Below are 23,272 nucleotides of genomic sequence, written 5' to 3'. Positions count from 1 at the left end.
ATGAAATAAGGATATAGAAGCAGGCTCCCGCGAAAACCCCTCTTTGCGGTCCTGCCCTTTTACTTGACCCCTTAAACTAAGCTCTTATAAAGGAAAGAAGACTTCAGTTAAGGGGCCTTTTTTTATGGCAAACTCCGCAAAACCCAAATTGCTCGACCGCCTGACGCCAAAAGTTGTTCGTGAGGCCAAGCAGGTCTTTCGTGAAAGCGGTCTGAAGGGCGTGATAAAACGATATGGGTGGAAGTTCTTCGCGGTCTTTTTTGCCTACTATCTGATTCGCGATGTGACGTTGTATATTCTGTTGCCGTTATACCTGGCTAATAAATTGTTCTAATTTTCAGAGATCGATACCTAAAAAGAAACTGCCAATCAAAACAACGAACACTGCAAACGCCATGAGGGCCAGCTTGTTTTCTTTTTGCTTAATAAAAAGAATTCCCGTCAAGAACACACGCACAACCGGCAGCGACACCAGAATAATCAGTCCCGTATAGGAAATAAGCATCGCGCGATCTTGCATGAGCAGAGCCCATTGCAGATTCTCAAACAAGGATGTTGGTTGATATTCAGTTAAAGAGGAAAGACTTTGCTCCCCTTTCCACCACATCCACAACCAACCTACCAAAAGAAAGATTCCCGCAAACAAGACACCACTGCGCAAAAGCTGGCTGATACGATATTCCAAGCGGTTCAATGTTTTCTCTTCCGAGTTCACCGATTGCACCGTCATGAAAGCCCCTTAATAATCATTTGCACGGAAACAACTACAAGAACGACCACAAAGATCTGGCGAATTCTTTTGGCAGGCATTTTCGTCATGGCCTTGGCTCCGATAAATGAGCCGACGATAATCCCCACAGCAACCGGAGCTGCGATCTGCGGATGAATATCTCCGCGTAAAAGGTAAGCCCCGGCACTTGCCGAAGCTGTGACCCCGATCATGAAATTTGACGTCGCGGAAGAGACTTTAATCGGCAGCTTCATCGCGCCGTCCATCGCCAAAACTTTAAAGATGCCGCTGCCAATACCCAACAGAGCCGAAAGAATCCCCGCACCAAACATGGCAAAAAGACCGAAAGGAACATTCTGAACTTTGTAAGACATCCATTTGCCATCAGCTTCTGGATAGGAGCCGTCAAGCTTCAAAGATTCCGCCCACGGGTGATTTTCGGCTGTCAGATGCTCGGATCTTTTTCTAAACATCATCAAAGCGGAAAACAATAAAAGGAGTCCGAAAAGAAGAAATAAAAATTGAGCCTGAATATAGGAAGCAATAAAAAATCCGACGATGGCGCCAGTCACGGTGCCGATTTCAAGAAACACCGCAAGTCGTAAATTAGTCAGAGAGTCTTTCAGGTAACTGGCCGCCGCTCCAGAACTTGTCGCCACAATCGAAATCAAACTTGCTGCAATCGCATATCGAATATTGACGTGATACACGAGAGTCAAAACAGGAACGATAATCAAACCACCGCCGAGCCCTAAAAGGGCCCCTAAAAATCCAGCACCGATGGCCGTGGCGAATAGCAAGAGCTCTAACATTTTCTAAGGCCTACTTCGCGCATTCGTAAAGACGAACTAAGCGAGCCCCGAAGAAAGTATCTTTTTTTGTAAACTGCCAAGGTGGGTATGGCAGGAACACCGCTTCTGCACATTGCCCCTTTTGCGCCACCGCCCATTGACGATCTTCTGAAGAGGCGGTGTAGATTTCGCCGGTCTTACTATCTTTGATACCGATCGCAAATGAAAAGACTTTCGAGGTAATATCACCTTCTGCTCTGGTTACCAAAGCAACTGGAAGCTCTACGCGCTCAACAGCTGTGATTTCTCCGATAATGGTTTTAGAAAAAATAACACTGTAATTCGCCATAACAACCCACACAAGCGCGATGACGAGAACAAGTCCCAATACGAATTTTGTAAACTTCCAAATTGTTGCCATAGAAATGAATTATCGGTTACTTTAAGTGGCGTCAACAAAAAGGACCCCCGCCGTGTTTTCAAAGCAAGAAAAGATTCTCTTAGGCATTCTCGCAGCAATTCAGTTCAGCTCTATCGTCGACTTCATGATCATGATGCCGCTGGGGCCGCAATTGATGCGCATGTTTGCAATCAATCCCCATCAGTTCGGACTCCTCGTGTCATCGTATACATTCTGTGCCGGCATTAGCGGATTCATGGCTTCCTTCTTTATGGATAAGTTTGATCGCAAACTCAGTCTGTTATTTTTCTTTATCGGATTCTCTTTAGGCACGGTGGCCTGCGGGGTCTCTCCCTCTTACGAAACCTTGCTTTTGGCTCGTGGATTGACGGGAATCTTTGGTGGAGTTTTAAGCTCCCTTGTTCTTTCTATCGTCAGTGATGCGATTTCTTACGAACGCCGTGGAAGCGCCATGGGTGTTATCATGACCTCTTTTTCCATGGCTTCCGTTTTAGGCGTGCCGTTCAGTTTGTTCTTAGCAAATCAATATTCTTGGCATGCTCCCTTTGTATTTTTGGGCGTTATCTCTTTAGCACTCTGCTTAGTCATTTGGTTCCATGTGCCTCCGATGCGTTTGCATCTGATGGAAGCCCGCGCCAAAGAACCACCTCATCGGGTTCTGACTCGCATTCTTCACAATAAGAATCAGCGCCGCGCTTTATTGTTCATGTCCTCAGTGATGTTTGGTCACTTTGCGATCATCCCTTTTCTTTCACCTTCGTTGGTCGCCAACGCCGGAATGACCGAGGCGCAACTTCCGTTCATGTATATGACCGGCGGAATCTTTACGATCTTCACATCGCCTTGGATCGGTCGTTTGGCGGATCGTTATGGTAAGCACAAAGTATTTTTGTGGGGCGCTTTAATCACTTTGCTTCCCTACTGGGTGATCACGCATTTAGGTCCGACACCTCTTTGGATTATTCTAGCTATTTGCGCCTTCTTCTTTGTTTCGTCGGGAGGACGTATGATTCCGGCGACCGCATTGGTATCTGGAACGGCCCTGCCACAGACTCGAGGAAGCTTTATGAGTATTGTGAGCTGCGTGCAGCAGCTGTCATCAGCAGTTTCTAGTTACATCGCCGGTTGGATTGTGACGACAAATGCGGCAGGACGCTTGGAAAACTACAACATCGTTGGTTATGTGGCCGTGGCGTTTACTTTCGTAGCGATTTATCTTTCAAAGAAAATTCAAGCGGTGGAAACATCGCCGACGAAATCTGCCGATGCTCACTTAGCAGAACCTGTTATCTAAACTTTTACTTTCTGACGCAAAGACTTGACCTCTGAATGCTGCTTCTTGCTTTCAAGTCTTTTGCGTTGAGAGCTTTTTGTCGGTTTGGTAGCAATGCGTTTTTTCGGAACAAAAAGAGCTCTCTTCAACGTCTCATGCAAGCGACGAATGCATTCGGACCGGTTTTGATCTTGATCCCGGTGCACGTCGCTGCGAATGATAAGATCCCCTTCTTCTGTCAATTTTCCCTTTAATTTTTGCCCCAAGCGCTCTTTCAACTCGTCTGTCAAAGAGGTCGAGGCCCACAAATTCCATCGCAAAATGGCTGCTGAATTTGTGCGGTTCACATTCTGTCCTCCAGGACCTCGTGACCGCGCGTAAGTAAAGTCCATTTCATGAAAGGGAATCTGAATAGAAATCATGTGGTGACAGATTCCTGGGCGAAATCCGCGTAGGCCTCACCGACTTTCACGTCATTCACAAAAACTTCATAGTGAATCGGAGACGCCTTCACAACCATGGCGCTCACGCCACAGTATTTTGTCATAGACAAACGAACGGCTTTCAAAGCCTGCTCGGGCTTAACGTCAGGACCCACAATCTTGTACTGCAATTTCACTTCTTTAAAAATTTTGGGATGAGTGTCCGTCGTATCGGTCTGAGCCAGAACATCGCAAGACTGAAGATTTAATCGCATTTTTTGCAGGATCGAAACCACATCCATTCCTGAGCAAGTGCAAATCGCCGTCAGCATGATTTCTTTAGGCGTCGCTGCCTGATCCATACCTCCGTCTTCGGGTTTTCCGTCGATAAGAAATTTGTGATGGCGTACGTGAGCTTCAAAGCCCAATTTACCCACCCATTTAGTTTGACACTCCATATGACCCATCAGTTCCTCCGAGGACGTTTTTAAGAAGGCTACAATTCATAACGCCAGAAGTAAAGCGCTGCCCCTATGGCCGGATCATTTGCGTTGGAACACAAGGGACGGTAGACTAAGAGGGTTAGGAGTACCCTTATGATTGCAATGATTGCTACAGCTCTATTCGCTCTGATCGCCGGTGGTGGCGCAGGCTGGGCCTTGCACAAGATCTTAAACGCGCGCACTTTGCGTCATGCTCGTGAAGAAGCCTCTGATATCGTCGGTGAAGCTAAAGAAGTGGCTGAACTGAAAGCACTGGAAGAAAAAGAACGCGTTCAAGAAATTGAAATGGAAATGTGGACCAAAGTGGAACCTGAAATGTTGAAGGTGGAAGGTCGCATTGAAGAACTGCAAGAGCTAGCGAATGAAAAGAAAGCGAAAGCCGATTCAATAGTTCAAGAAGAAAAAAAGAAGCTGCAAGAGCGTGAATCTGAAGTGAAAACTCAGGAACAAGCTTTGCGCGCGCAAGAGTCGGAACTGAATAAACTTAAAGACGCTCAGAAAAACCTCAATAAAGACTTAGTCCTAAAATTGACTGAAAGACTGGGCACTTCTGCTGAAGAATTCAAAAATCAGCTCAAAGCACAAATGGAAGAAGAGTCTCGTCGTCGTGCGGCTCGCTATATTCAAGAGTCTGAAGAAGACTTGAAAGAACATGCCGAACAACGTGCGAAGAAAATTCTTAGCCTGGTGATCGATCGTTTCGCCCGCCCTTACTGCGCGGAACGCGGTATTGGTGCTGTGAACTTCCCTGATAACCATATCCGCAAACTTTTCTGCGACCCTAATGGAAACAACATCAAAGCTGTTCAAGATGCTTGCGGTTGCGACATCATCGTCGAGGAAGGCATGGACATGGTCGGTGTTGCGGGTTTTGATCCGGTTCGCCGCGAACTGACACGCAGAACTTTAGAGCGCATCTTCAAGGAAAAGAAAAACATCAATCCTGATTTCATCAAAAAAATCGCTGAAAATCAGAAGAAAGAGCTTTTCAAAAACATCAAACACGATGGCGATGCTTTAGCTAAAGAGTTGAAACTGGAAGGCTTGAACGTCGAAGTCCGTCAGATGATGGGTTCTTTGCGCTATCGTTATTCTTTCACTCAAAATCAATACTTCCACTGCGGTGAAGTTGGATGGCTTGCGGGCTTGATGGCGGCCGAATTGGGTTTAGATATTAAAAAAGCACGCCGTGCAGGTATGCTTCACGATATCGGTAAATCCATGGATCACGTGATGGAAGGCGGCCATGCCGTAATTGGTGCTGACTTTATCGCGGCTCGCGGAGAAGCTCCGGATGTTGTTCATGCGGTCAAGGCCCATCACTTTGATGAGCAACCTTCGACAGATCACGCTTTCTTAGTCATCGCTGCCGATGCTGTTTCGGGAGCCCGCCCGGGCGCTCGCCGCTCAACGATTGAATCTTACAACCAGAAAGTTTCTGAACTTCAAGACATCGCCCGCTCCTTCCCTGGAGTTACGGACTGTTTCGTTCTTAGCGGCGGACGCGAATGCCGTGTCCTTGTTAACGGGAAGAAAGTTGACGACTCTCAAGCTTTAGATCTTTCGAAAAAAATAGCTTCGCGCATCGAAGAAGAATGCAACTACCCTGGGCAAATCAAGGTGGTTGTAGTTCGTGAAACTGTTGTTACAGAACAAACAAGGAAAGAACTCGCTTAAAATGCGAGTTCTTTCTGCATAACAACAGACCTTTTATTAAAACCCCATCATCTTTGCTGTTTTAGAAGATTCTCCGACCCACTTTAGGTTCAAATAAGGTGGTAACGAAGGAGAACTCATGGTGATCGAGACATCTTTAGAAAAGCAGCACGCACAACGCGTGTTGGTCATTGATGATAGCTTAGATTCTGTAAAGCTCATGTCACACATCCTAGATCACTACAAATGCGACGTGACGATGGCATTCGACGGTCAAGATGCTATTCCTCTTCTTGTGAACCGACATTTTGATTTGGTTGTTTTAGACTGGCAAATGCCACAAATGGGAGGCCGTGACACGCTTCTATTAATGGACCGTCTTTTAACAGAAAGAAAGGTTCACAAGCTTCGCAAACCCATCCCTGTCGTCATTTATACGGGCCATAGCGAAGAGGAGCTAGAGCTCCCCTTGGTGCGCAACTTCACGTACATGGGATTCATTAATAAGCGTCAGGCGTTCAGCTCGATGATGCGTTCATTTAATTTTATTTTGCGTTCGGTTTAGGGAAACCTATTGAACGACGAGAGGGGCCCTTTCGCAGGGACTGCAAAGGGCCCCCACATCCAAAGGCCCTGCTCTAGATCAGATTAAGGACGAGCGCACTCTTTGCGATTTTGACAACGAATCATCTCGTAGCGGTAGTTGTGCATCTCTTTTAAAGTGTATTCGAGTTCTTTGTCATAACCCGCACTCACCGTGCCCTTTTGTCCCATCGAGAAAAACTCGTTCACGAATTTAAATTGCTCGGGAGAATAAGCTTCTTTCGTCGAAGTGGAAAAGAATCTTAAATTATTCGCTGTAGAACGAACTGTTTTCAAGAAACGAGCACGCTGTTCTTTGGCTTTTTCCAAACCACCACGCATGTCCTTCCAGCACTTCACTTCGCCAATTTTGATAACCTTATTGAGGTTGTTATCAAAGACAACGATATCCAACTCACCGATCACACGGGATTCATTTCCGTAAGCGATGCCGACAATGACATCATATTGAGGCTTCTGGTATTCACGTTGTACTTCAATGCGCGCGACTTCTTCACAGATAGATCCGGAATCTTCGTAACTACGAGGCACATCTTTAAGAAGTTCAAAGTCTTCGGCCCACGTGGCAAAAGCTGTGGATGAAAGAAGAAGAGAGAAAACAATCGTCATCATTTTCATGGGACCCCCTAAGTCATTAAGAATGTACAGTTGCTGTGCCGCTTCTTCTGCCTAGGAGCGACATAAAAGGCAATTAGAATGTCCACATTTCATTAACGCAGCGCAAATAACTTAGCTAGAGCCCTGCTATATTTGATATCGTTATTTTCAATCTATGGATCCTGACCCTTACCCGACCTATAAAGTATTTCTTTCTCTATTAAAACCGGAGATCTCCCCATGATCGAATTTATAGTAGTGCTAGTGTGCCTAGCGCTGAATGCTGTATTTTCTGCGGTGGAGATGGCTTTCGTCAGCGTCAACCGCGTTGAATTAAGAAAGCTCGCCGACAAAGGCGACTCCAACGCAAGTTTGATACTTCGCCTGCGTCTCACTCCTGAAAGAACGCTTTCCGTTCTGCAAATCGGGATCACCCTGGTCGGCGCCATCTCTGCGGCGGTCGGCGGAGCGGGGGCTGAAGAATCTCTGTCACCTATTTTCGAACGCCGTTTCGGAATCAGTGAGGACTTTGCCGAAGCTCTTTCAATCTTGATCGTGGTTATTCCAATCACTGTCGCGAGTGTTGTGATCGGCGAACTCGTGCCGAAAAGCTTGGCTTTAAAGAACTCAAAAAAAATCGCGTTGATCTCGGCAAAAGGCCTTTTCACTTTCGATAAGGTTCTTTCACCCGTCGTGAACCTTTTAGAAAATATGACCCACGCGATCGTGCGCATTTTCCAAAAGAAAGCGGCGCGCGGTGCTTTAGCAGAGCCTTCTCCGACAGAAGAAACTTCGATTAGCATCGACTCGCTATCAAAAACTCACAGACAGTTCGTGATCAACCTCGTGAATATCGAAGCCAAACAAGCCGAAGATATGATGGTTGATTGGGAAAACACCGTAAAAGTCTCCGTGGATCTACCCGTCTCAGAGGTCTTAACTCTGGCCGTAGGCTCTGGCCATACAAGACTTCCGGTAGTGAATGAGGCCGGCGTCCCACTAGGTCTGTTACACACAAAAGAATTCATCACCTATATCGGTAGCGGCGACACCAACTGGCCGTCCATAGTAAGACCGATCCTCAAAGTAGCCGAAGGCGACGACGCCCTCAAGGCACTAAAACTGATGCAAGAAAAGAAAAGTCACATGGCCCTTGTCTACGACAAAGACACGGTCGTAGGCATCATAACCATGGAAGACATCCTTGAAGAAATCATCGGCGAAATAGCAGATGAAGACGACGACGGATTGATAAAACGTCTGCTAACAACAAAATCCCGCAGACCCTTTGGCCGCCGCTAAAAAAAAGAGCGCCCCCCTCCAGGCGCTCAAAAAAATCACTAGCCATCCCAAAAATCTGCCGTCTGCAGGACCCCACTCCCAACGAAAAACCATCTTGGTGATTCAAAAGAAAAGATCCACCAACATTCTTCATTCAAACTCTCTATTTTAAAACACCCGTTCAAAGCTGTTTCCTTTTAGACGATGAATTGGAAATTCGAGCAGTTTTGCGTGGGAAGGTATTTGTGGAGATTTACTGAAGAAAGGCCTTTGCCGGCGCATGGATGCGCGAACCGCACGAAGTGCGGCGGCAATGAGCCCGGATGGCGTGCCGCCCGAAAGTAAATATCCACAAATACCTTCCCACGCAAAGCCCCGCCCGAAGCCCAACCCAGCCACGAAAAAAGAAAAAGCCCCGAACCAATAGGCCGGGGCTTCACTCACAATTCAAAGTCCTAGATTAAAGAACTTTATTTGCGTGGTATTGTTCTTCTGAGAAGTCATCCACCAGGATAGCGTCATAACGAACTGGCTCGGCTTCCTGCATAAGTTTATACTCAGCTTCAGTAATAATATTCTTACCTTTAGCTTCGTCCAACAATAGATGCGCCTTCTTCTTAGGAAGAGCTCCATCACGGATGGCTTTTTTGATTTTCTTTTCTGCTGCTTCCGCTTGCAAAGTCACAGACATTGCATACTCAAGGCGACCCAACTGATCATTGCGATTTGTTGGCATATAGATACCCGCTGTCAAACGATCACGGATGCCGCCTTCTTTCATCATCGCTGAAGCAATCGCGTGGGACCAACCGTCAGAAGCTTGTGAACCGATAGAGTTGATACGAGACCAAGCACCGATCCAACCTTTGAAGAACCAACGAAGGCCAGGGATCTTCAAGTTGTCAAAGATACCATCGAAACCTTTTTGGATTTCAGCCATGTTGTATTTCAAGTTGTAGTGAACGAAAGCCAGATCCTCTTCACGACGACCTTCTGCTTCGAAACGACGAAGGATCGAAGTCGCGATATACATATTTGCCAAGATATCCGCAAAACGACCCGTGATTTTCTCTCTCATTTTCAAAGATCCACCCAATACGCCCATCGCTACGTCAGCAAGCAATGCGTATGTTGCCGAAGTCCAAGAAAGACGACGGAAGTAGATTTTCATTTGTGGATGACAGTCTGGAGTTGCTGCCAAGTAACCACGAGACAATGAAAGAAGGATCGCACGGCAGGTGTTGCGTACGATGTGACCAATGTGACCGAAGAAGGCTTTATCAAACGCTTTCAAATCATTTGCTTCATAAGCTTTTACTTCTGCGTAAGCAAATGGATGCGCACGAAGAGCCCCTTGACCGAAGATGATCAAAGTACGAGTCATGATGTTCGCACCTTCAACCGTGATACCGATTGGAGTCGCGATATAGATTTCAGCCAAAACGTTGCGAGGTCCCATAGAGATACCCGCACCACCCATGATGTCCATCGCGTCGTTGATCGACTTACGGCCCATCTCAGTAGAATAGTATTTTTGCATCGCTGTGATCACACCTGGCTTGATACCTTTATCAAGAGCACCCAAAGTGTAGATTCTCATCGCTTCTAGAGCGTATGTCGAAGCACCGATACGAGCCAAAGGTTCTTCAACACCTTCAAATTTACCGATAGAAACACCGAACTGACGACGAACCACAGAGTGAGCTGACGTCACGCGAGTCGCAAGTTTTGCGCCGCCTGTTGCTTGAGCTGGCAATGAGATACCGCGACCTGCAGCCAAACACTCCATCAACATCATCCAACCACGACCGGCCCCACCAAGACCGCCGACGATAGCTTCTTCAGCATCGACGACAACATCTTTACCTTGCGTAGGACAGTTGTAGAACGGAGTGTTCAATGGATCGTGACGACGGCCCAGAACAACACCTGGAGTTTTAGAAGGAATCAAGGCACAAGTGATACCTACGTCCTCGCCTTTACCCAAAAGATTTTCCGGGTCACGAAGACGGAATGCCAAACCAATCACTGAAGAAATCGCCGCTAGAGTGATCCAACGTTTATTCCAGTTCAATTTGATCTTAATTTTACCGTCAGTGTCTTTAAATAAAATACCTGTTGATGTGATCGCACCGGCATCCGAACCCGCTGTGGGTTCTGTCAAACCGAAGCAAGGAATCTCGCGGCCATCAGCCAAACGAGGCAACCAGTAGTCTTTTTGTTTGTCAGTCCCGTAGTGAGCAAGAAGCTCTGCAGGGCCCAAAGAGTTTGGAACCATCACTTGGATCGCGACCGAAATAGAGCGCGAAGAAAGTTTCATAATCACTTCAGAATGGCAAAGAGCCGAGAAGCCCAAACCGCCGTACTCTTTCGGAACAATCATGCCCAAGAATTTTTCTTTACGGATGTAATCCCAGATATCTTGTGGAATTTCTTTTGTCTTATAGATTTGCCAGTGATCGATCATCGCACAAAGCGTGTTCACGGGGCCGTCCATGAAAGCTTTTTCTTCAGCCGTCAAACTTGGATAAGGCTCATTCATCAAGCTCGTGAAGTTAGGTTTACCAGAGAAAAGATCTTTTTCTACCCACACCACACCGGCATCCAATGCCGCTTTTTCTGTGTCAGAAATTTTTGGCAAGAATTCAAATTTCTTGAAGATGCCAAACACGCCCGAAGTCACCAGGGCCGCGCGAATTGGTGGAATGTTGAAGATCACTGCCAAAACAGCGAACACAATCCACAACCATGTTGGAGCTCCGAAACCGAACAAGATCGCTGCAAGCGCGATCGTCCACACGATCAGCGGGCTGCCAAAGAACCCGACAAACAACAAAAGAGCGACGGAGCCCAAAACCCAGGCCCATGTGCAGCTCTCTAAGAAAAACCCATAAAGAGAGTTGATAGAATCCACGATGTATCTCCTTTAATCCTTTAAATTGATACACAGTAATTAGACTCTGGAATGTGAGTATGTGCAAGCGGTTCAGACGCTTGTCTATATATACGGAAGGTAGAAAAAATATGAGGAAGAGTCTGAGAAAAAACAAAAGCCCTCTTTCGAGGGCTTCGTTTGTAGCTCTAAGCTATTTTTGCCCGAAGGCTAAAATTACTTAGTTTCGCCAGCAGGAGCTGCAGGAGCAGTCTCTGTAGTAGCAGGAGCTGCTTCAGTAGTAGCTGCAGGAGTACCTTCAGCTGGAGCTGCTTCAGTAGCAGGAGCTGTTTCAGTAGTTGCAGGTGCTTGCTCAGCAGGTTGGTTTTTAGAGCAAGTGAAACCAGTTGTGAAAGAAAGTGCTAGCAAAGCAGCGATAACGATTGCTTTCATTGTTGTTGTCCCTTCGTTTATTAATTTGTGCATTCCACTCAGCCACGTTCTTTAACGTTTCGAGACGGTCCGCATTTTTGTTTTAAAACTCGACTAAGGACCAAATTACACAAAAGTGCCGCCGGATAGCAAACGAATTTTTAAAATTATTTTTGGCAAGTTGAACACCAGAACGTATTTCTTCCGCCCAAAACTTTGGATTTCACCTGTTGCCCGCAAGTCACACACGGCTGTTTCGCGCGATCGTACACTCTGAAAGTTGATTGGAAGTAACCGCTCTCTCCACTGGCTTGAGCAAAGTCACTGATCGAGGATCCACCGAGTTCGATGGACCGAGATAAAATTTTTTTAATCTCTTTTGCAAGCACGTCCGCACGCTCCCGTGACAGCTTTTGCGCCGATAAAGTGGGCTTAATTCCCGCCGCAAACAAGGCTTCGCTGGCATAGATATTCCCCACCCCTACGACGATCTTTTGATCCATGATCGCGACTTTGATGGCGACTTCTTTACCGCGCAGACTTTCCCAAAGTTCTTTGCCGCTAAAGTTTTTGGTTAAGGGCTCTGGCCCCAAACCCTTTAATTTCGGGTGTTCCAAGGGATTTTGCACAAAATCAAAATAACCAAATCGCCGCGGATCCCGGTAAGCCAAACGCAGATTTCCAGAAAAATGAAGATAGATATGATCGTGCAACCGCTCGTCTCCGGGAGGAGCCACGCGCCACGTCCCCGTCATTCCTAAATGTGAAAGCATCGCGCCTTTTTTCGTCCAAAGCAGAAGATATTTCGCTCTTCTTTCTACGGATAAAAGTTTTTCCCCAACCAAAGTGCTTAATTTTTTAGCAGGAATAGGCTCGCGCAAATCGGGTCTTTTCAACTCGATCTTTTCTAAAACGGGTTCATCTTTAAGGATTTTTTCTAATCCGCGGCGAACGACTTCGACCTCGGGAAGTTCTGGCATTTGAGCACCCACCTTGTGGCAATGCTCTTATAATAGTGCATTTCCAGAAATTGACCAGTCGCAGCGCGAAGCAATGACGAGTCTTAGACTTTGATCAACCTTTAACACGGCACCTTTTGTTTATTTCTGCCAGCCTGGGACCCAGGCGGTGGTGCGGCCGCCGACTTCTTCATGCATGATTTTTCCTTTGGAAGTTTTCGCGTTTTTAGCTTTTCCCCAGCGTTCGTGGAAAAGCCAGGTTTTAGGGTATCTTTCGTAGTCTGCGTCCACGGCGACGGCTTTTTTGACGACGGCGAGCGTTTGTTGGTGCAGTTTTTTTATTTGAGCCGGCGTCAATTGCGAAGCCAGATGATGTGGAGAAATTCTTGATTGATATAAGATCTCGTCGGCGAGCCAATTGCCGATGCCGGCGAAGAGAGATTGATCCAATAGAACAGCTTTAATCGCCTTTTTTCTTTTCTTTAGTTTTTCGGAAAGCACTTTCACCGAAGGAAAATCTAAAAGTGGATCATAGCCTAACTTTTTAATGCGTGGATGAGTCCACGGATCCTCCGTCAACCACATACGACCGAAACGACGTGGATCGACGATGGACATTTCAACTCCACCTTCTAGATGTAAAAGCAGTCGACTGAACCAAAGTTTTTCAATAAGTTTTTTATCGCGCTCTTTCCAAAGCTGCGCTCCTCCCCAGGTATGTTCGTGAGATGATCCTTTGATCTTTGGATTTAAGAATGTGGTATTTCCACTCATTCCTAAATGGATCAGCGGCCAGGGTTTACGATCCAGCTCGATCCAAAAATACTTTCCCTTGCGACCTGCCCCAGTGATACGTGCACCGACCAAAGCTTTTTCGACTTCTTTGACGGGAGCAAAAGCGAAAAAGTGCCGGTCACTTTTATCCAAAGTGATTTCTTTGATTTTCTTTTTCTTAAGCTGCTCTTCGATGCGACGACGGACTGTTTCGACTTCGGCTAATTCAGGCATAGCCCATGTTAGTCCATTTCTGCGGATTATGTAGACCCTGTGCTAATTTGCATTTCTACGCACAGCGCAGCTTGCCTTTTTTAGATAAGCCGACAACTATGCTGGGATGCAATCTGTCCAAGAAAATCCGCCAAAGGAAAACGGGCTTTTGAACCTCGTTTTCAATATCGTACTTCCTGTTTTAATTTTAAATAAATTAAGCAAATTCATCGGCCCCTTTTGGGCATTGATCTTAGCTCTGGCGTTTCCTTTAGGATACGGCGCCTATGATTTAATCAAGCGCAAAAAAGCCAATGCGTTTTCGGCGCTAGGACTTCTCAATGTCCTTCTCACAGGGGGCCTGGCTTTATTGGGTCTGCACGGATTCTGGTTTGCCGTTAAAGAGGCGGCCTTTCCAGCGCTCGTGGGACTTTTCGTTTTGGGTTCCGCTTTCACGAAGCGCCCGTTTATCGAGACTTTGTTTTTAAATCCCTCGATCATGAAAGTAGATCTGCTGGAAGACCGTTTGAAAGAACATGGCAAGCAGGTCGAATTTCACGATCACATGAGAAAGGCGACTATATGGCTTTCTCTTTCTTTCGCATTCAGTGCGGTTTGCAACTTCGTACTGGCACGACGTATTTTCATTAATATCGATTCAAACTTGTCATCGGAAGCACAGTCCTTAGTGCTCAACGATCAAATTGCAGAGATGACGACGTGGTCGATGGCCATCATCATGGTTCCTTCTATTATTTTCCTCTTGGGAATCTTTTGGTATCTCATGCGAGGCATCAAAGAGTTCTCCGGTCTTTCAACAGAGGAACTCATTAAAGAAAGTTAGAATTCTCCACCTTCATCACCAAAAGGCGGCGGTGGAGGCGGTGGCGGTGGGAAGTCAGATCCACCTTGGAAGCCTCCAAAATCATCTCCAAATCCTGGAGGTGGCGGCGGCGGCGGTGGCGGAACATCACCGAAATCATCAGACATATTGGGAGCCGGAACGTAACCTCCGTCTCCTCCCCCGAAATCATCAAACGTAGGCGGTGGTGGGAATGAAGAGCCTCCTCCCCCACCAAATCCACTGCTTCCACCTGAACTTGAAGAAGAACCAGGACGAGCAAACTTCGTCTGAGCACCAAACATCGCACGCTTGCGATAATCATAGCGCGGACGCAATTCATCGAGTCCTAACTCTGTAGCCTCGGTGGGCAAATGAAGAGCTTGTCGGTCCATCGCTGTAAGCTTTGATTTTTGAGCGGCATACTGTTCGCGAGAATTTTCATATTCCTGCGCCACTTTTTTCTTAGCAGCCGCATCAGCTTGAGCTTCCGCGCCATCCTCACTCATCTTCACGCTCGATTTACGTTTTTTGTAATCATCGAGGGCGCGCAGTTTTTGGTTCTCCCACTGTTCTTCTTCTTCGAGATGAGCACGTTCCCCTTTGCTACGAGCGACGTCGAATTGATCGAGATTTTTTTGATGCTGAGCAAAACCGGAAAGGCGTTCAATTTCAGCATTTTGCGCCCACGAATTGGCACAAAAAAGAGCTACAACAATGCTGATGAAAAACGCGCGTGAATGGATCATCTTGGCACCAGCTTATCAGGCTCCCAGAATTTTTTTGAGCAAACAAAAAAGATGCTCGACCTTTGGCCAATTCCTGAATAACGTAAGCCCTTGTTCGAAGGAGCCTCATGAACGCATTAGAACACATTGGTATTTTCGCAGCGCAGACATTTTTGATTCTTTTTGCCATCATCGCCGTCATTTTGGTGATCGCCATGGTCGCGGCGAAGGCCGGTCATAAAAACGAAATTCAAGTCGAACTTCTTCACAAGAAATACAAAAATTTTAAAACCCTTCTTAAAGCGCAAACTTTAACTAAAAACGAACGCAAAGAGTTGCGTAAAAAACTTAAAGAAGAAAAGAAGAGTTCTGAAAACAAATCCCGCGATCAAGAAAAGAAAATCTTCCTGATTGATTTCGAAGGCGATGTGAAAGCTTCAGCGGTTGAAAACCTGCGCGAAGAAGTAACTGCCATCCTGACAATTGCCACGCCCAAAGACGAAGTCGTGGTTCGCGTGGAAAGTCCTGGAGGCGTTGTTCATGGCTATGGACTGGCGGCTTCTCAACTTTTGCGTATCCGTGAAAAACAAATTCCTCTGACAATCTGTGTGGACAAAGTCGCGGCAAGCGGCGGCTACCTAATGTCTTGCACGGCGAACAAAATTCTTTGTGCGCCGTTTGCGATCGTGGGCTCTATCGGCGTTGTCGCCCAAGTTCCAAATCTTCACCGCGTTCTTAAAAAGCACGACGTGGATTTCAAAGAATACACAGCGGGCGAATACAAACGCACGGTCAGCCTTTTAGGAGAAATCACTCCCAAGGGTGAAGAAAAATTTAAAGAACAACTTGAGGATACTCACGTTTTGTTTAAGAACTTCGTTCATAAATCCCGCCCGAATCTCAATTTGAATGAGGTCGCGACTGGCGAATATTGGTACGGTGAACAGGCTATCGCGAAGGGTTTGGTTGATGAAATCCGCACCAGCGACGATTATTTGCTCGATCTTTCACAACAGCATCAAATAGTTAAAGTAAAGTACGAACATCATGAGAGTTTTAGTGATAAACTCACGGGAATTATCGGCAAGGCGTTCAAAAAAGGCAGCCTTTCCATTTTGGAAGAATTAGAAACTCGACGCTTTCTTTAAGAAGGACATGTGACGGTGCAAACTCCAGTACTTGAAGTTAAAAACTTAGAAACGACCTTTCACACCAACGCCGGACCTGTGCGCGCGGTGAATAACATCAGTTATTCCATCCAAAAAGGACAGACTCTGGGCATCGTGGGCGAATCCGGAAGTGGTAAATCCGTCACGTCTTATTCTTTGATGCGTTTGATTGAAAAACCGGGACAAGTTTCCGGGGGCCAGGTTCTGTTAAATGGCCGCGATCTTTTAAAACTTTCTGAAGGCGCAATGTCTGAAGTTCGTGGCGGTGAAATGGCCATGATCTTTCAAGAGCCCATGACAGCTTTAAACCCCGTTCTTACCATCGGCTATCAGATGGATGAACAAATTATGAAACACAAAAAGTGTTCTCCGAAAGAATCAAAAGAGCGTGCGATTGAAATGCTTCGCTTGGTCGGCATTCCTTCCCCCGAAGAGCGCTATACCGCCTACCCTCACCAACTTTCAGGCGGTATGAGACAAAGAGCGATGATCGCCATGGCTCTTTCTTGCGATCCTACATTCTTGATTGCCGATGAGCCAACGACGGCTTTGGACGTAACAATTCAAGCGCAGATTCTGGAGCTGATTCAAACCCTCCAAGCTAAATTCAATATGACCGTTCAGTTCATCACCCATGATCTGGGAGTGATTTCTGAAATTTCCGACCGCGTTTTAGTTATGTACGGCGGACAAACATGCGAGCAATCTGAAACCCAAGAACTTTTCTTAAACCCTCGCCACCCCTATACAGCAGCCTTGATCTCTTCCCGTCCTAAATTCGGCGAAAGAGTGAAACGTCTGAATACTATCGAAGGCAGCGTGCCAGCTCCTTTTGATCTTCCGCGCGGCTGTCCGTTTGTAAACAGATGCACTCGCGCTAAAGGTGAATGCACGGCGAATAAACCACCATTGGTGGAAATCAAACCGGGTCACAATGTGGCTTGTTTTAATCCACTTTAATTGCGGGGAAGAAAATGAGCGATATCATTCTTGATGCAAAGAACATTAAAAAGCACTTCCCGATCCGCAAAGGTCTTTTGCTGCGTGAAGTGGCTAGCGTAAAAGCTGTCGACGATGTGTCCCTTTATGTTCGTAAAGGTGAAACTTTAGGTCTTGTTGGCGAATCTGGCTGTGGAAAATCCACATTAGGTCGCACCTTGATTCGTCTTTATGAGCCCACAGGTGGTGCGATCAGTTTTGACGGGCAAGACTTTTTAACTTTAAAAGGCGAAGCTCTTCGTAAAAAACGTAAAAACATGCAGATGATTTTCCAAGATCCGTATGCATCGTTGGATCCACGCATGACCGTAGGACAAATCATTCGTCAGCCGATGGACATCCACGACGTGGGGACACCGGCGGAACGCAATGCCCGTGTTTTGGAATTGATTGAACTTGTGGGACTTCGCAAAGCCCACGTCAATCGTTACCCGCATGAGTTTTCAGGGGGCCAACGTCAGCGTATCAGTATCGCCCGTGCCATCGCCTTGAATCCCGAACTTATCATCTGTGACGAGCCTGTCAGCGCCTTGGATGTTTCGATCCAAGCGCAGATTTTGAATCTTCTGAAGGACCTTCAAGAGAAATTAAACCTGACTTATATCTTTATCTCTCATGATCTTTCTGTGATCGAACACACTTGCGATCGTATTGCGGTGATGTACTTGGGTAAAATCGTGGAAATCGCTTCCCGCGACGAGCTTTTCAGCAATCCCAAACATCCTTACACGCAAGCTTTGATCAGTGCGATTCCTCGCGTAGGTCACGGTAAAAAAGTCATGAAGAAATCTTTGGGTGGAGAAGTTCCAAGTCCGATCAACCCACCATCGGGTTGTACTTTCCATCCGCGCTGCCCACATAAGATGGATGTCTGTGCTTCACAGATTCCAGTTTTAGAGGGCGAAGGCACGCATCAAAAGGCGTGTTGGTTGACGACGGCAAAATAATAATTTTTGGGAATTATTTTAATCAACAAGGAGTACGTATGTTGAATAAGTTAGCGAAAGGACTCATGCTGGTAGCAGGTGTTGGCTTTACAAGTCAGGCCTTGGCTGCTCCATCTAACAATGAGCTTAAAATCGGAATCTCTCAAGAATTTGAGACGATGAATCCGTTGATCATGACCATGTCGGCTTCTGCTTACATGTACCGTTTGGTAGGCCGCTCTTTAGTGAACCTGACACCAGAAGGTAAATGGGTCGCTCAATTGGCTAAAGAAATTCCTTCTTTGGACAAGGGCACGGCTAAGATCGTCGATGACGGTGGTAAAAAGAAAGTTGTTGCGACTTGGGAGATTCTTGAGAGTGCAAAATGGGGTGATGGAAAACCCGTTATCTGCCAAGACTTCATCACAGCTCACACAATCGCCACTAGCAACAACGTCAGCGTTGGTGAAAAAGAAAATTGGACGCAAGTTGAAAAAATCGACATTGATCCAAAAAATCCTAAGAAATGTACGTTCAAATACGACAAGGCGAAATGGGATTTCTATCAATTAGCTCAGTTCTTCCCGGTTCCTACTCATATCGAAAAGCCGGTTTTTGATAAGTACGGAAAACAAAAAGAGGGCTACGAAAAGAACTCAAACTATGTTCGTAACGCGACAAACCCAGGTCTTTACAACGGACCCTACGTGATTTCTGAAGTGAAATTGGGATCGCACGTGGCGTTTGCTCCAAATCCTCATTTTTATGGCAAACAACCTCAGATCAAAAAAATCATCGTGAAGTTGATTCCTAATACAGGAACAATGGAAGCGAATCTTCGTTCGGGCACGATCGATATGATCTCTACTTTGGGTTTGGATTTCGACCAGGCTTTGGCTTTTGAAAAGAAAGCTAAAACAGAAAACCTTCCTTATGACGTTCACTTCGTTCCGTCCGTGACTTACGAACACATCGACCTTAAATTGGACAACCCGATTCTTAAAGATGTGCGTGTACGTAAAGCTCTTCTTTACTCCATCAATCGCGATGACTTGGTAAAAGCTCTTTTCGAAGGCAAACAACAAGTGGCGATTCACAACCTGTCTCCGAAAGATCCTTGGTTCACGGCAGATCCTAAAGTGGTCACAGTGTACCGCTATTCTAAGCGTGAAGCCGGTAAACTTTTGGATGAAGCTGGCTGGAAAATGGGTGCTGATGGATACCGCGCAAAAGATGGCAAACGTCTTTCTTTGGTATTCCAAACAACAGCGGGAAATAAAACTCGTGAGTTGGTTCAGGTTTATTTGCAAAATCAATGGAAACAAGCGGGCATCGAAGTTCTTGTGAAAAACGAGCCGGCGCGTGTGTTCTTCGCCGAAACTATGACAAAACGTAAGTTCGACGGATTGGCCTTGTTTGCTTGGGTGTCTTCACCTGAAAACAGCCCCCGTTCCACGGTTTCTTCTAAAGCAATTCCTAACAACTCTAACGGTTGGTCTGGACAAAACTTCCACGGTTGGGCAAATCCAGCAGTGGATAAAAACTTGGATGCTTTGGATGTCGAGTTCAACCCGCAAAAGCGCGTCACTCTTGTTCATGACATTTTGAAAGCCTACACAATGGATGTTCCAGTGCTTCCGCTTTACTACCGTTCAGACATTTCTGTAACGCCTAAGAATTTGAAAAACTACAAAATGTCAGGTCACCAATTCTACGAAACTAACAACGTAGAAGACTGGTCATTGAACTAAGATATTTTTTAAAGGCTCTGTTTTGAAATTCAGGACAGAGCTTTGAGTGAGGAACCATCATGACTACATTTATTACCCGTAGAATCTTACAAACACTCGCTGTGATTGCCGTGCTTTCGTACGTGTGTTTTTATTTGATGAGCTTAATGCCCGGGGATCCTGTAGACATGATGGTCGCTTCGAATCCTAAGATCACTGCTGAAGACGTAGCCCGTCTGAAAGCTTTGTATGGTTTAGACCAGCCCGTTTACAAAAGATACGCAAACTGGGTGGCTTCTATCGCCCAAGGTGATTTGGGTTACAGCCGTACCTACCGTGTTCCTGTTCAAGAACTTATGGGGCCTCGCCTTTGGAACACATTTATTCTTTCTTTTGCCTCCTTGGCACTTTCGTTATTGATCGCAATACCGCTGGGTGTGATTTCGGCGCTGAAACCAGGAAGTAAGACAGATTACTTCGTGAATCTTTTCTCTTTTGCCGGCATCTCCATTCCCTCTTTCTGGCTAGCGATTGTTTTGATTATTATTTTCGCCGTGAAGATACCTATTCTTCCTGCGGGCGGCACTCAAACTATTGGTGCGGGCCCTATGGGTTTTTGGGCGGATCTTGCGGATCGTTCTGTCTATCTCATTCTTCCGGTTCTCAGTTTAGCTATTCAACAGATTGGTCGTTTTTCTCGCTTCACTCGTTCGGCAATGCTTGAAGCCATGAGAAATGATTTTATCCGCACGGCCCGCGCCAAAGGTCTTTCGCGTCGTCGCGTGATCTGGCAACACGGATTCCGCAATGCTTTGATTCCTTTGATCACGATCCTGGCGTTAAGTTTCTCGGGTCTTTTCTCGGGTGCAATTTTAACGGAAACCGTTTTTGCTTACCAAGGTGTGGGTAAACTGGTTTACGACTCCATCATCGGTAACGACTACAATGTCGCGATGATTTCTTTTGTTATCTCTGTCAGCATGGTTCTTTTGGCGAATCTTCTTGCTGACATCTTGTATGGATTTGCAGATCCAAGAATTTCGTACCAATAAGGGCTAAGACGATGAGTTCAAATGAAATCACAATGAATGAAATTGAAATCGACACCGGCCTTTCCCTTGAGGAACGCGCCAAAATTGAAAAAGCCCAGCCCATGTGGAAAATGGTGCTTACGCAGTTTATGGAGCATAAAGCAGCCGTAGCCGGTGCTGTTGTTATCAGTTTCCTGATGCTGATTGCGATCTTTGCAAATCAAATTCAAAGCATCACAGATTTAGACCCCGATGCACAGAACGTAGGAAACCGTTATTTAGCGCCCATGACAACGGCGCAAGTAGGTCAAGACGTTCGTGAAACTGATATCGAACGCTACATCACGGTCCATCCAGAGACCGCTGATAAAATTCAAAAAGCCCTTATCGAAAAAGGCATTGTGCAAGTTGCAGAGGCCGATGCGATTTATGAGCTAGCGGCTCAAGATGTAAAACAAGCCGTATCTCATCTTGAATCTTTGAACCTGGCAGAAGCTACAGGCTTGATTTCATTATTTAAAAACTTTGAGACCTTCCATCTTTTTGGAACAGATGAATTGGGCCGCGATGTTTTCATTCGTCTGGTCTATGGAACGCGCGTTTCTATGGGTGTCGGCGTCCTTGTCGCCATCGCCTCTGCTTTGGTGGGACTTCTTATCGGCAGTATCGCGGGCTTCTATGGCGGACTGATTGACACTGTTTTAATGCGTGTCACGGATGCCCTTCTTTCTTTACCGCACATCCCGGTTCTTATCGTGATTGCCGCCATCGATTTGACTAAGATCCCTTGGCTGAAAGCTTTGGTAAGCACATCGAATGAGAGTGTCTTTAAGATGATCATCATCCTTTGTATTTTCTCTTGGATGACGGTCGCGCGCTTAGTGCGAGGAAGTATTCTTTCAATTCGTGAGCGTGAGTTCGTCTTAGCCGCAAGAACACTCGGCGCAAAAGACAGCACCATCATCGTACGTCACATGTTCCCGAACGTGATTGCTCCCATTCTGGTTTCCATCACTTTGGGCGTGGGCGAATCCATCCTGTTTGAAGCTGCTTTAAGTTTCCTTGGATTGGGTATCATGCCGCCGATGCCAAGCTGGGGAAATATGCTTAACAATGCGCAAGAACTTATTTACCAAGCTCCGTTCTTAGCCATTCTTCCCGGTGTGATGATCCTTATCACGACTATCAGCTTTAACTATCTTGGCGACGGCTTACAAAACGCCATTGATCCAAAAGCTATTCGTCGTTAAGAGTATTCCACGGTCCCTGAGCCCTGCGATGATAAAACTCTTGCAGGGCCTCGTGATTCTTCTTCAAAGTCTGAGGCTCCATCCAGGCCTCGATGGCTTCTTGATATTCTTTGGTCGGCGCGATTTTCTGCATAGCTTGATCCACCTTTTGCACCACGCTTCGACCCCAGTCATTTTTCGTACATGCAAAATAAAGCGGTACATAGCCCGTCGACTCTAGGATTGGCTTCATCATCAAAGCCGGTTCGGTGATATTGCGCGCGTTGTAAGCGTTGACTACCGAAGAATACTCAATCGTGAAGTCATATCTTTTTTTGGCGACCACTTTAAGAATGCTGCCGAAGTCTGGGGTTAAAGTCCGAGACTCTTTGGCGTCCACCAAAACATAGTTATCTTTGATGATTTTATCGACGTTCTCGCCGTAGGATCTCTCCATCGGGATGAAGCCTTTCCAACGATTCTCTCGGAGAAGCTTTTTCAAGGACACTTTTTTCGCCGGCGTTTCTAATAAAGCGCGGTTCATTGTTACAAGCATCAGCTCGCTACCCGGCTGAAATGCAGAGACAGTGAAGTAAGCCCAGCGCATGCGTTCTTTGGTTTTCAAAGCCGATCCGAAGCAAACTTCTTTATTCATCTTCCACAATTCGACGGCGCGACCGATGCCGATATTCATATCCACAAACTGAAGCTCGGGAATTTCTTTTTGAATCAACACACGGATTCGATCTATGCGGCCTTCCCCAGCATGCGGGCCTGATAGAACATAAAAGGGAGGAAGATCCGTCACGGCCCAAGGCACGGTAGGCCGATTACTTCTTTGCACAAAAGTGTCTTGGGCATAGGAGATATTTATGATTAAACCAATAAGTAAGGCGAGCAGCACTTTCACGGCGACCCCCGTCGTCCTTTAATTTTAACTGGGCTCTACCCGCACGCCATATGTAATTGGGCAGTCGCTTTAGGGACGCCAATTGTCTGTACACCAATGTAAAAAACACAAGGAACTCAGGTTTAAAAGGCCTCTTGAGCAACAAGGGCGCGGCACGGATCTTGGATTAGGAAGCCCTGTTG

At 46.3% G+C, this 23,272-nt stretch carries 25 protein-coding genes; 12 read left to right on the top strand and 13 right to left on the bottom strand.

Annotated elements, in window-relative coordinates:
* Positions 1–124 precede the first annotated feature (124 nt).
* Entirely contained in the window at positions 125–334 is a 210-nt protein-coding gene (locus tag AZI85_RS13000; RefSeq protein WP_063244480.1) for a hypothetical protein, read from the top strand.
* A 3-nt stretch (positions 335–337) separates the two neighbouring features.
* On the opposite strand, the gene AZI85_RS12995 is transcribed toward AZI85_RS13000, so the two are convergent.
* From AZI85_RS12995 to AZI85_RS12985, 3 genes are read right to left on the bottom strand one after another with little or no spacing between them, the layout of a single operon-like run.
* Positions 338–730 (bottom strand): DUF1634 domain-containing protein, encoded by a 393-nt coding sequence (locus AZI85_RS12995; RefSeq protein WP_063244479.1) that lies wholly within the window; start codon positions 728–730, stop codon positions 338–340.
* Entirely contained in the window at positions 727–1,542 is an 816-nt protein-coding gene (locus AZI85_RS12990; protein WP_063244478.1) for a sulfite exporter TauE/SafE family protein, read from the bottom strand. Before AZI85_RS12990 ends, AZI85_RS12995 begins: the two co-directional genes overlap by 4 nt.
* A gap of 10 nt (positions 1,543–1,552) precedes the next feature.
* Positions 1,553–1,942, bottom strand: coding sequence for a hypothetical protein (locus AZI85_RS12985; RefSeq protein WP_253696733.1), 390 nt, complete (start codon positions 1,940–1,942; stop codon positions 1,553–1,555).
* A gap of 52 nt (positions 1,943–1,994) precedes the next feature.
* Here AZI85_RS12985 and AZI85_RS12980 point away from each other — a divergent pair, with 52 nt between their 5' ends.
* Positions 1,995–3,236, top strand: coding sequence for an MFS transporter (locus tag AZI85_RS12980; RefSeq protein WP_063244477.1), 1,242 nt, complete (start codon positions 1,995–1,997; stop codon positions 3,234–3,236).
* Here the strand turns inward: AZI85_RS12980 and arfB are convergent.
* On the bottom strand, positions 3,233–3,637 hold the full coding sequence (gene arfB / locus AZI85_RS12975) for an alternative ribosome rescue aminoacyl-tRNA hydrolase ArfB (protein ID WP_063244476.1): 405 nt from the start codon (positions 3,635–3,637) through the stop codon (positions 3,233–3,235). The genes AZI85_RS12980 and arfB overlap by 4 nt on opposite strands.
* The gene (locus AZI85_RS12970) at positions 3,634–4,095 is read right to left on the bottom strand and encodes an OsmC family protein (RefSeq protein ID WP_253720983.1); all 462 of its coding nucleotides are present in this window, start codon (positions 4,093–4,095) and stop codon (positions 3,634–3,636) included. The genes arfB and AZI85_RS12970 overlap by 4 nt, the downstream gene beginning before the upstream one ends.
* Before the next feature lie 138 nt (positions 4,096–4,233).
* Between AZI85_RS12970 and AZI85_RS12965 the strand changes: the two genes are divergently transcribed.
* Complete coding sequence (locus AZI85_RS12965; RefSeq protein WP_063244475.1) at positions 4,234–5,817, top strand: Rnase Y domain-containing protein; 1,584 nt, start codon at positions 4,234–4,236, stop codon at positions 5,815–5,817.
* Between the two features lie 118 nt (positions 5,818–5,935).
* A complete protein-coding gene (locus AZI85_RS12960) occupies positions 5,936–6,361 on the top strand; it encodes a response regulator (RefSeq protein ID WP_041870079.1) in 426 nt (141 codons plus the stop codon).
* Positions 6,362–6,444: 83 nt separating this feature from the next.
* Here the strand turns inward: AZI85_RS12960 and AZI85_RS12955 are convergent, their stop codons facing one another.
* Entirely contained in the window at positions 6,445–7,017 is a 573-nt protein-coding gene (locus AZI85_RS12955) for a hypothetical protein (RefSeq protein ID WP_063244474.1), read from the bottom strand.
* A gap of 219 nt (positions 7,018–7,236) precedes the next feature.
* On the opposite strand from AZI85_RS12955, the gene AZI85_RS12950 reads away from it, so the two are divergent.
* Positions 7,237–8,298 carry a hemolysin family protein gene (locus AZI85_RS12950; RefSeq protein ID WP_063244473.1) on the top strand — a complete coding sequence of 354 codons (1,062 nt, stop codon included), beginning with the start codon at positions 7,237–7,239 and terminating at the stop codon, positions 8,296–8,298.
* A 147-nt stretch (positions 8,299–8,445) separates the two neighbouring features.
* Here the strand turns inward: AZI85_RS12950 and AZI85_RS17670 are convergent, their stop codons facing one another.
* The 5 genes from AZI85_RS17670 to AZI85_RS12930 form a co-directional block, all read right to left on the bottom strand.
* Positions 8,446–8,721 (bottom strand): hypothetical protein, encoded by a 276-nt coding sequence (locus tag AZI85_RS17670; RefSeq protein WP_155724035.1) that lies wholly within the window; start codon positions 8,719–8,721, stop codon positions 8,446–8,448.
* 16 nt (positions 8,722–8,737) lie between these two features.
* Positions 8,738–11,191, bottom strand: a complete 2,454-nt coding sequence (locus tag AZI85_RS12945; RefSeq protein ID WP_063244472.1) for an acyl-CoA dehydrogenase — start codon at positions 11,189–11,191, stop codon at positions 8,738–8,740.
* 195 nt (positions 11,192–11,386) lie between these two features.
* Positions 11,387–11,602: a hypothetical protein gene (locus AZI85_RS12940; RefSeq protein ID WP_063206864.1), complete on the bottom strand. Its 216-nt coding sequence runs from the start codon at positions 11,600–11,602 to the stop codon at positions 11,387–11,389.
* A gap of 146 nt (positions 11,603–11,748) precedes the next feature.
* Positions 11,749–12,561: a bifunctional DNA-formamidopyrimidine glycosylase/DNA-(apurinic or apyrimidinic site) lyase gene (gene mutM, locus AZI85_RS12935; protein ID WP_063244471.1), complete on the bottom strand. Its 813-nt coding sequence runs from the start codon at positions 12,559–12,561 to the stop codon at positions 11,749–11,751.
* A gap of 120 nt (positions 12,562–12,681) precedes the next feature.
* On the bottom strand, positions 12,682–13,548 hold the full coding sequence (locus tag AZI85_RS12930; protein ID WP_063244470.1) for an Fpg/Nei family DNA glycosylase: 867 nt from the start codon (positions 13,546–13,548) through the stop codon (positions 12,682–12,684).
* A 148-nt stretch (positions 13,549–13,696) separates the two neighbouring features.
* Here AZI85_RS12930 and AZI85_RS12925 point away from each other — a divergent pair, with 148 nt between their 5' ends.
* Positions 13,697–14,371, top strand: coding sequence for a VC0807 family protein (locus AZI85_RS12925; protein ID WP_253720982.1), 675 nt, complete (start codon positions 13,697–13,699; stop codon positions 14,369–14,371).
* Here AZI85_RS12925 and AZI85_RS12920 read toward each other — a convergent pair.
* Positions 14,368–15,117, bottom strand: coding sequence for a hypothetical protein (locus tag AZI85_RS12920; RefSeq protein ID WP_063244468.1), 750 nt, complete (start codon positions 15,115–15,117; stop codon positions 14,368–14,370). The genes AZI85_RS12925 and AZI85_RS12920 overlap by 4 nt on opposite strands.
* A 107-nt stretch (positions 15,118–15,224) precedes the next feature.
* On the opposite strand from AZI85_RS12920, the gene sohB reads away from it, so the two are divergent.
* The 6 genes from sohB to AZI85_RS12890 are packed head-to-tail and all read left to right on the top strand — an operon-like array spanning position 15,225 to position 22,201.
* On the top strand, positions 15,225–16,244 hold the full coding sequence (gene sohB / locus AZI85_RS12915) for a protease SohB (RefSeq protein ID WP_063244467.1): 1,020 nt from the start codon (positions 15,225–15,227) through the stop codon (positions 16,242–16,244).
* A gap of 15 nt (positions 16,245–16,259) precedes the next feature.
* Entirely contained in the window at positions 16,260–17,225 is a 966-nt protein-coding gene (locus tag AZI85_RS12910; RefSeq protein WP_063244674.1) for an ABC transporter ATP-binding protein, read from the top strand.
* A gap of 14 nt (positions 17,226–17,239) precedes the next feature.
* The gene (locus AZI85_RS12905) at positions 17,240–18,211 is read left to right on the top strand and encodes an ABC transporter ATP-binding protein (RefSeq protein WP_063244466.1); all 972 of its coding nucleotides are present in this window, start codon (positions 17,240–17,242) and stop codon (positions 18,209–18,211) included.
* A 38-nt stretch (positions 18,212–18,249) separates the two neighbouring features.
* Positions 18,250–19,941 (top strand): peptide ABC transporter substrate-binding protein, encoded by a 1,692-nt coding sequence (locus AZI85_RS12900; protein ID WP_063244465.1) that lies wholly within the window; start codon positions 18,250–18,252, stop codon positions 19,939–19,941.
* A gap of 59 nt (positions 19,942–20,000) precedes the next feature.
* On the top strand, positions 20,001–20,972 hold the full coding sequence (locus tag AZI85_RS12895) for an ABC transporter permease (RefSeq protein ID WP_063244464.1): 972 nt from the start codon (positions 20,001–20,003) through the stop codon (positions 20,970–20,972).
* 11 nt (positions 20,973–20,983) lie between these two features.
* Positions 20,984–22,201: an ABC transporter permease gene (locus AZI85_RS12890; protein WP_063244463.1), complete on the top strand. Its 1,218-nt coding sequence runs from the start codon at positions 20,984–20,986 to the stop codon at positions 22,199–22,201.
* Here AZI85_RS12890 and AZI85_RS12885 read toward each other — a convergent pair.
* Positions 22,188–23,090 carry a TIGR02285 family protein gene (locus AZI85_RS12885; protein ID WP_063244462.1) on the bottom strand — a complete coding sequence of 301 codons (903 nt, stop codon included), beginning with the start codon at positions 23,088–23,090 and terminating at the stop codon, positions 22,188–22,190. The two genes, AZI85_RS12890 and AZI85_RS12885, sit on opposite strands and share 14 nt — an antisense overlap.
* Between the last annotated feature and the right edge of the window lie 182 nt (positions 23,091–23,272).

The organism is Bdellovibrio bacteriovorus, from assembly GCF_001592755.1.
Taxonomy (GTDB): domain Bacteria; phylum Bdellovibrionota; class Bdellovibrionia; order Bdellovibrionales; family Bdellovibrionaceae; genus Bdellovibrio; species Bdellovibrio bacteriovorus_E.
Note: the sequence above shows the minus strand (reverse complement) of the source record. Positions and strands in the feature narration are given on the sequence as shown.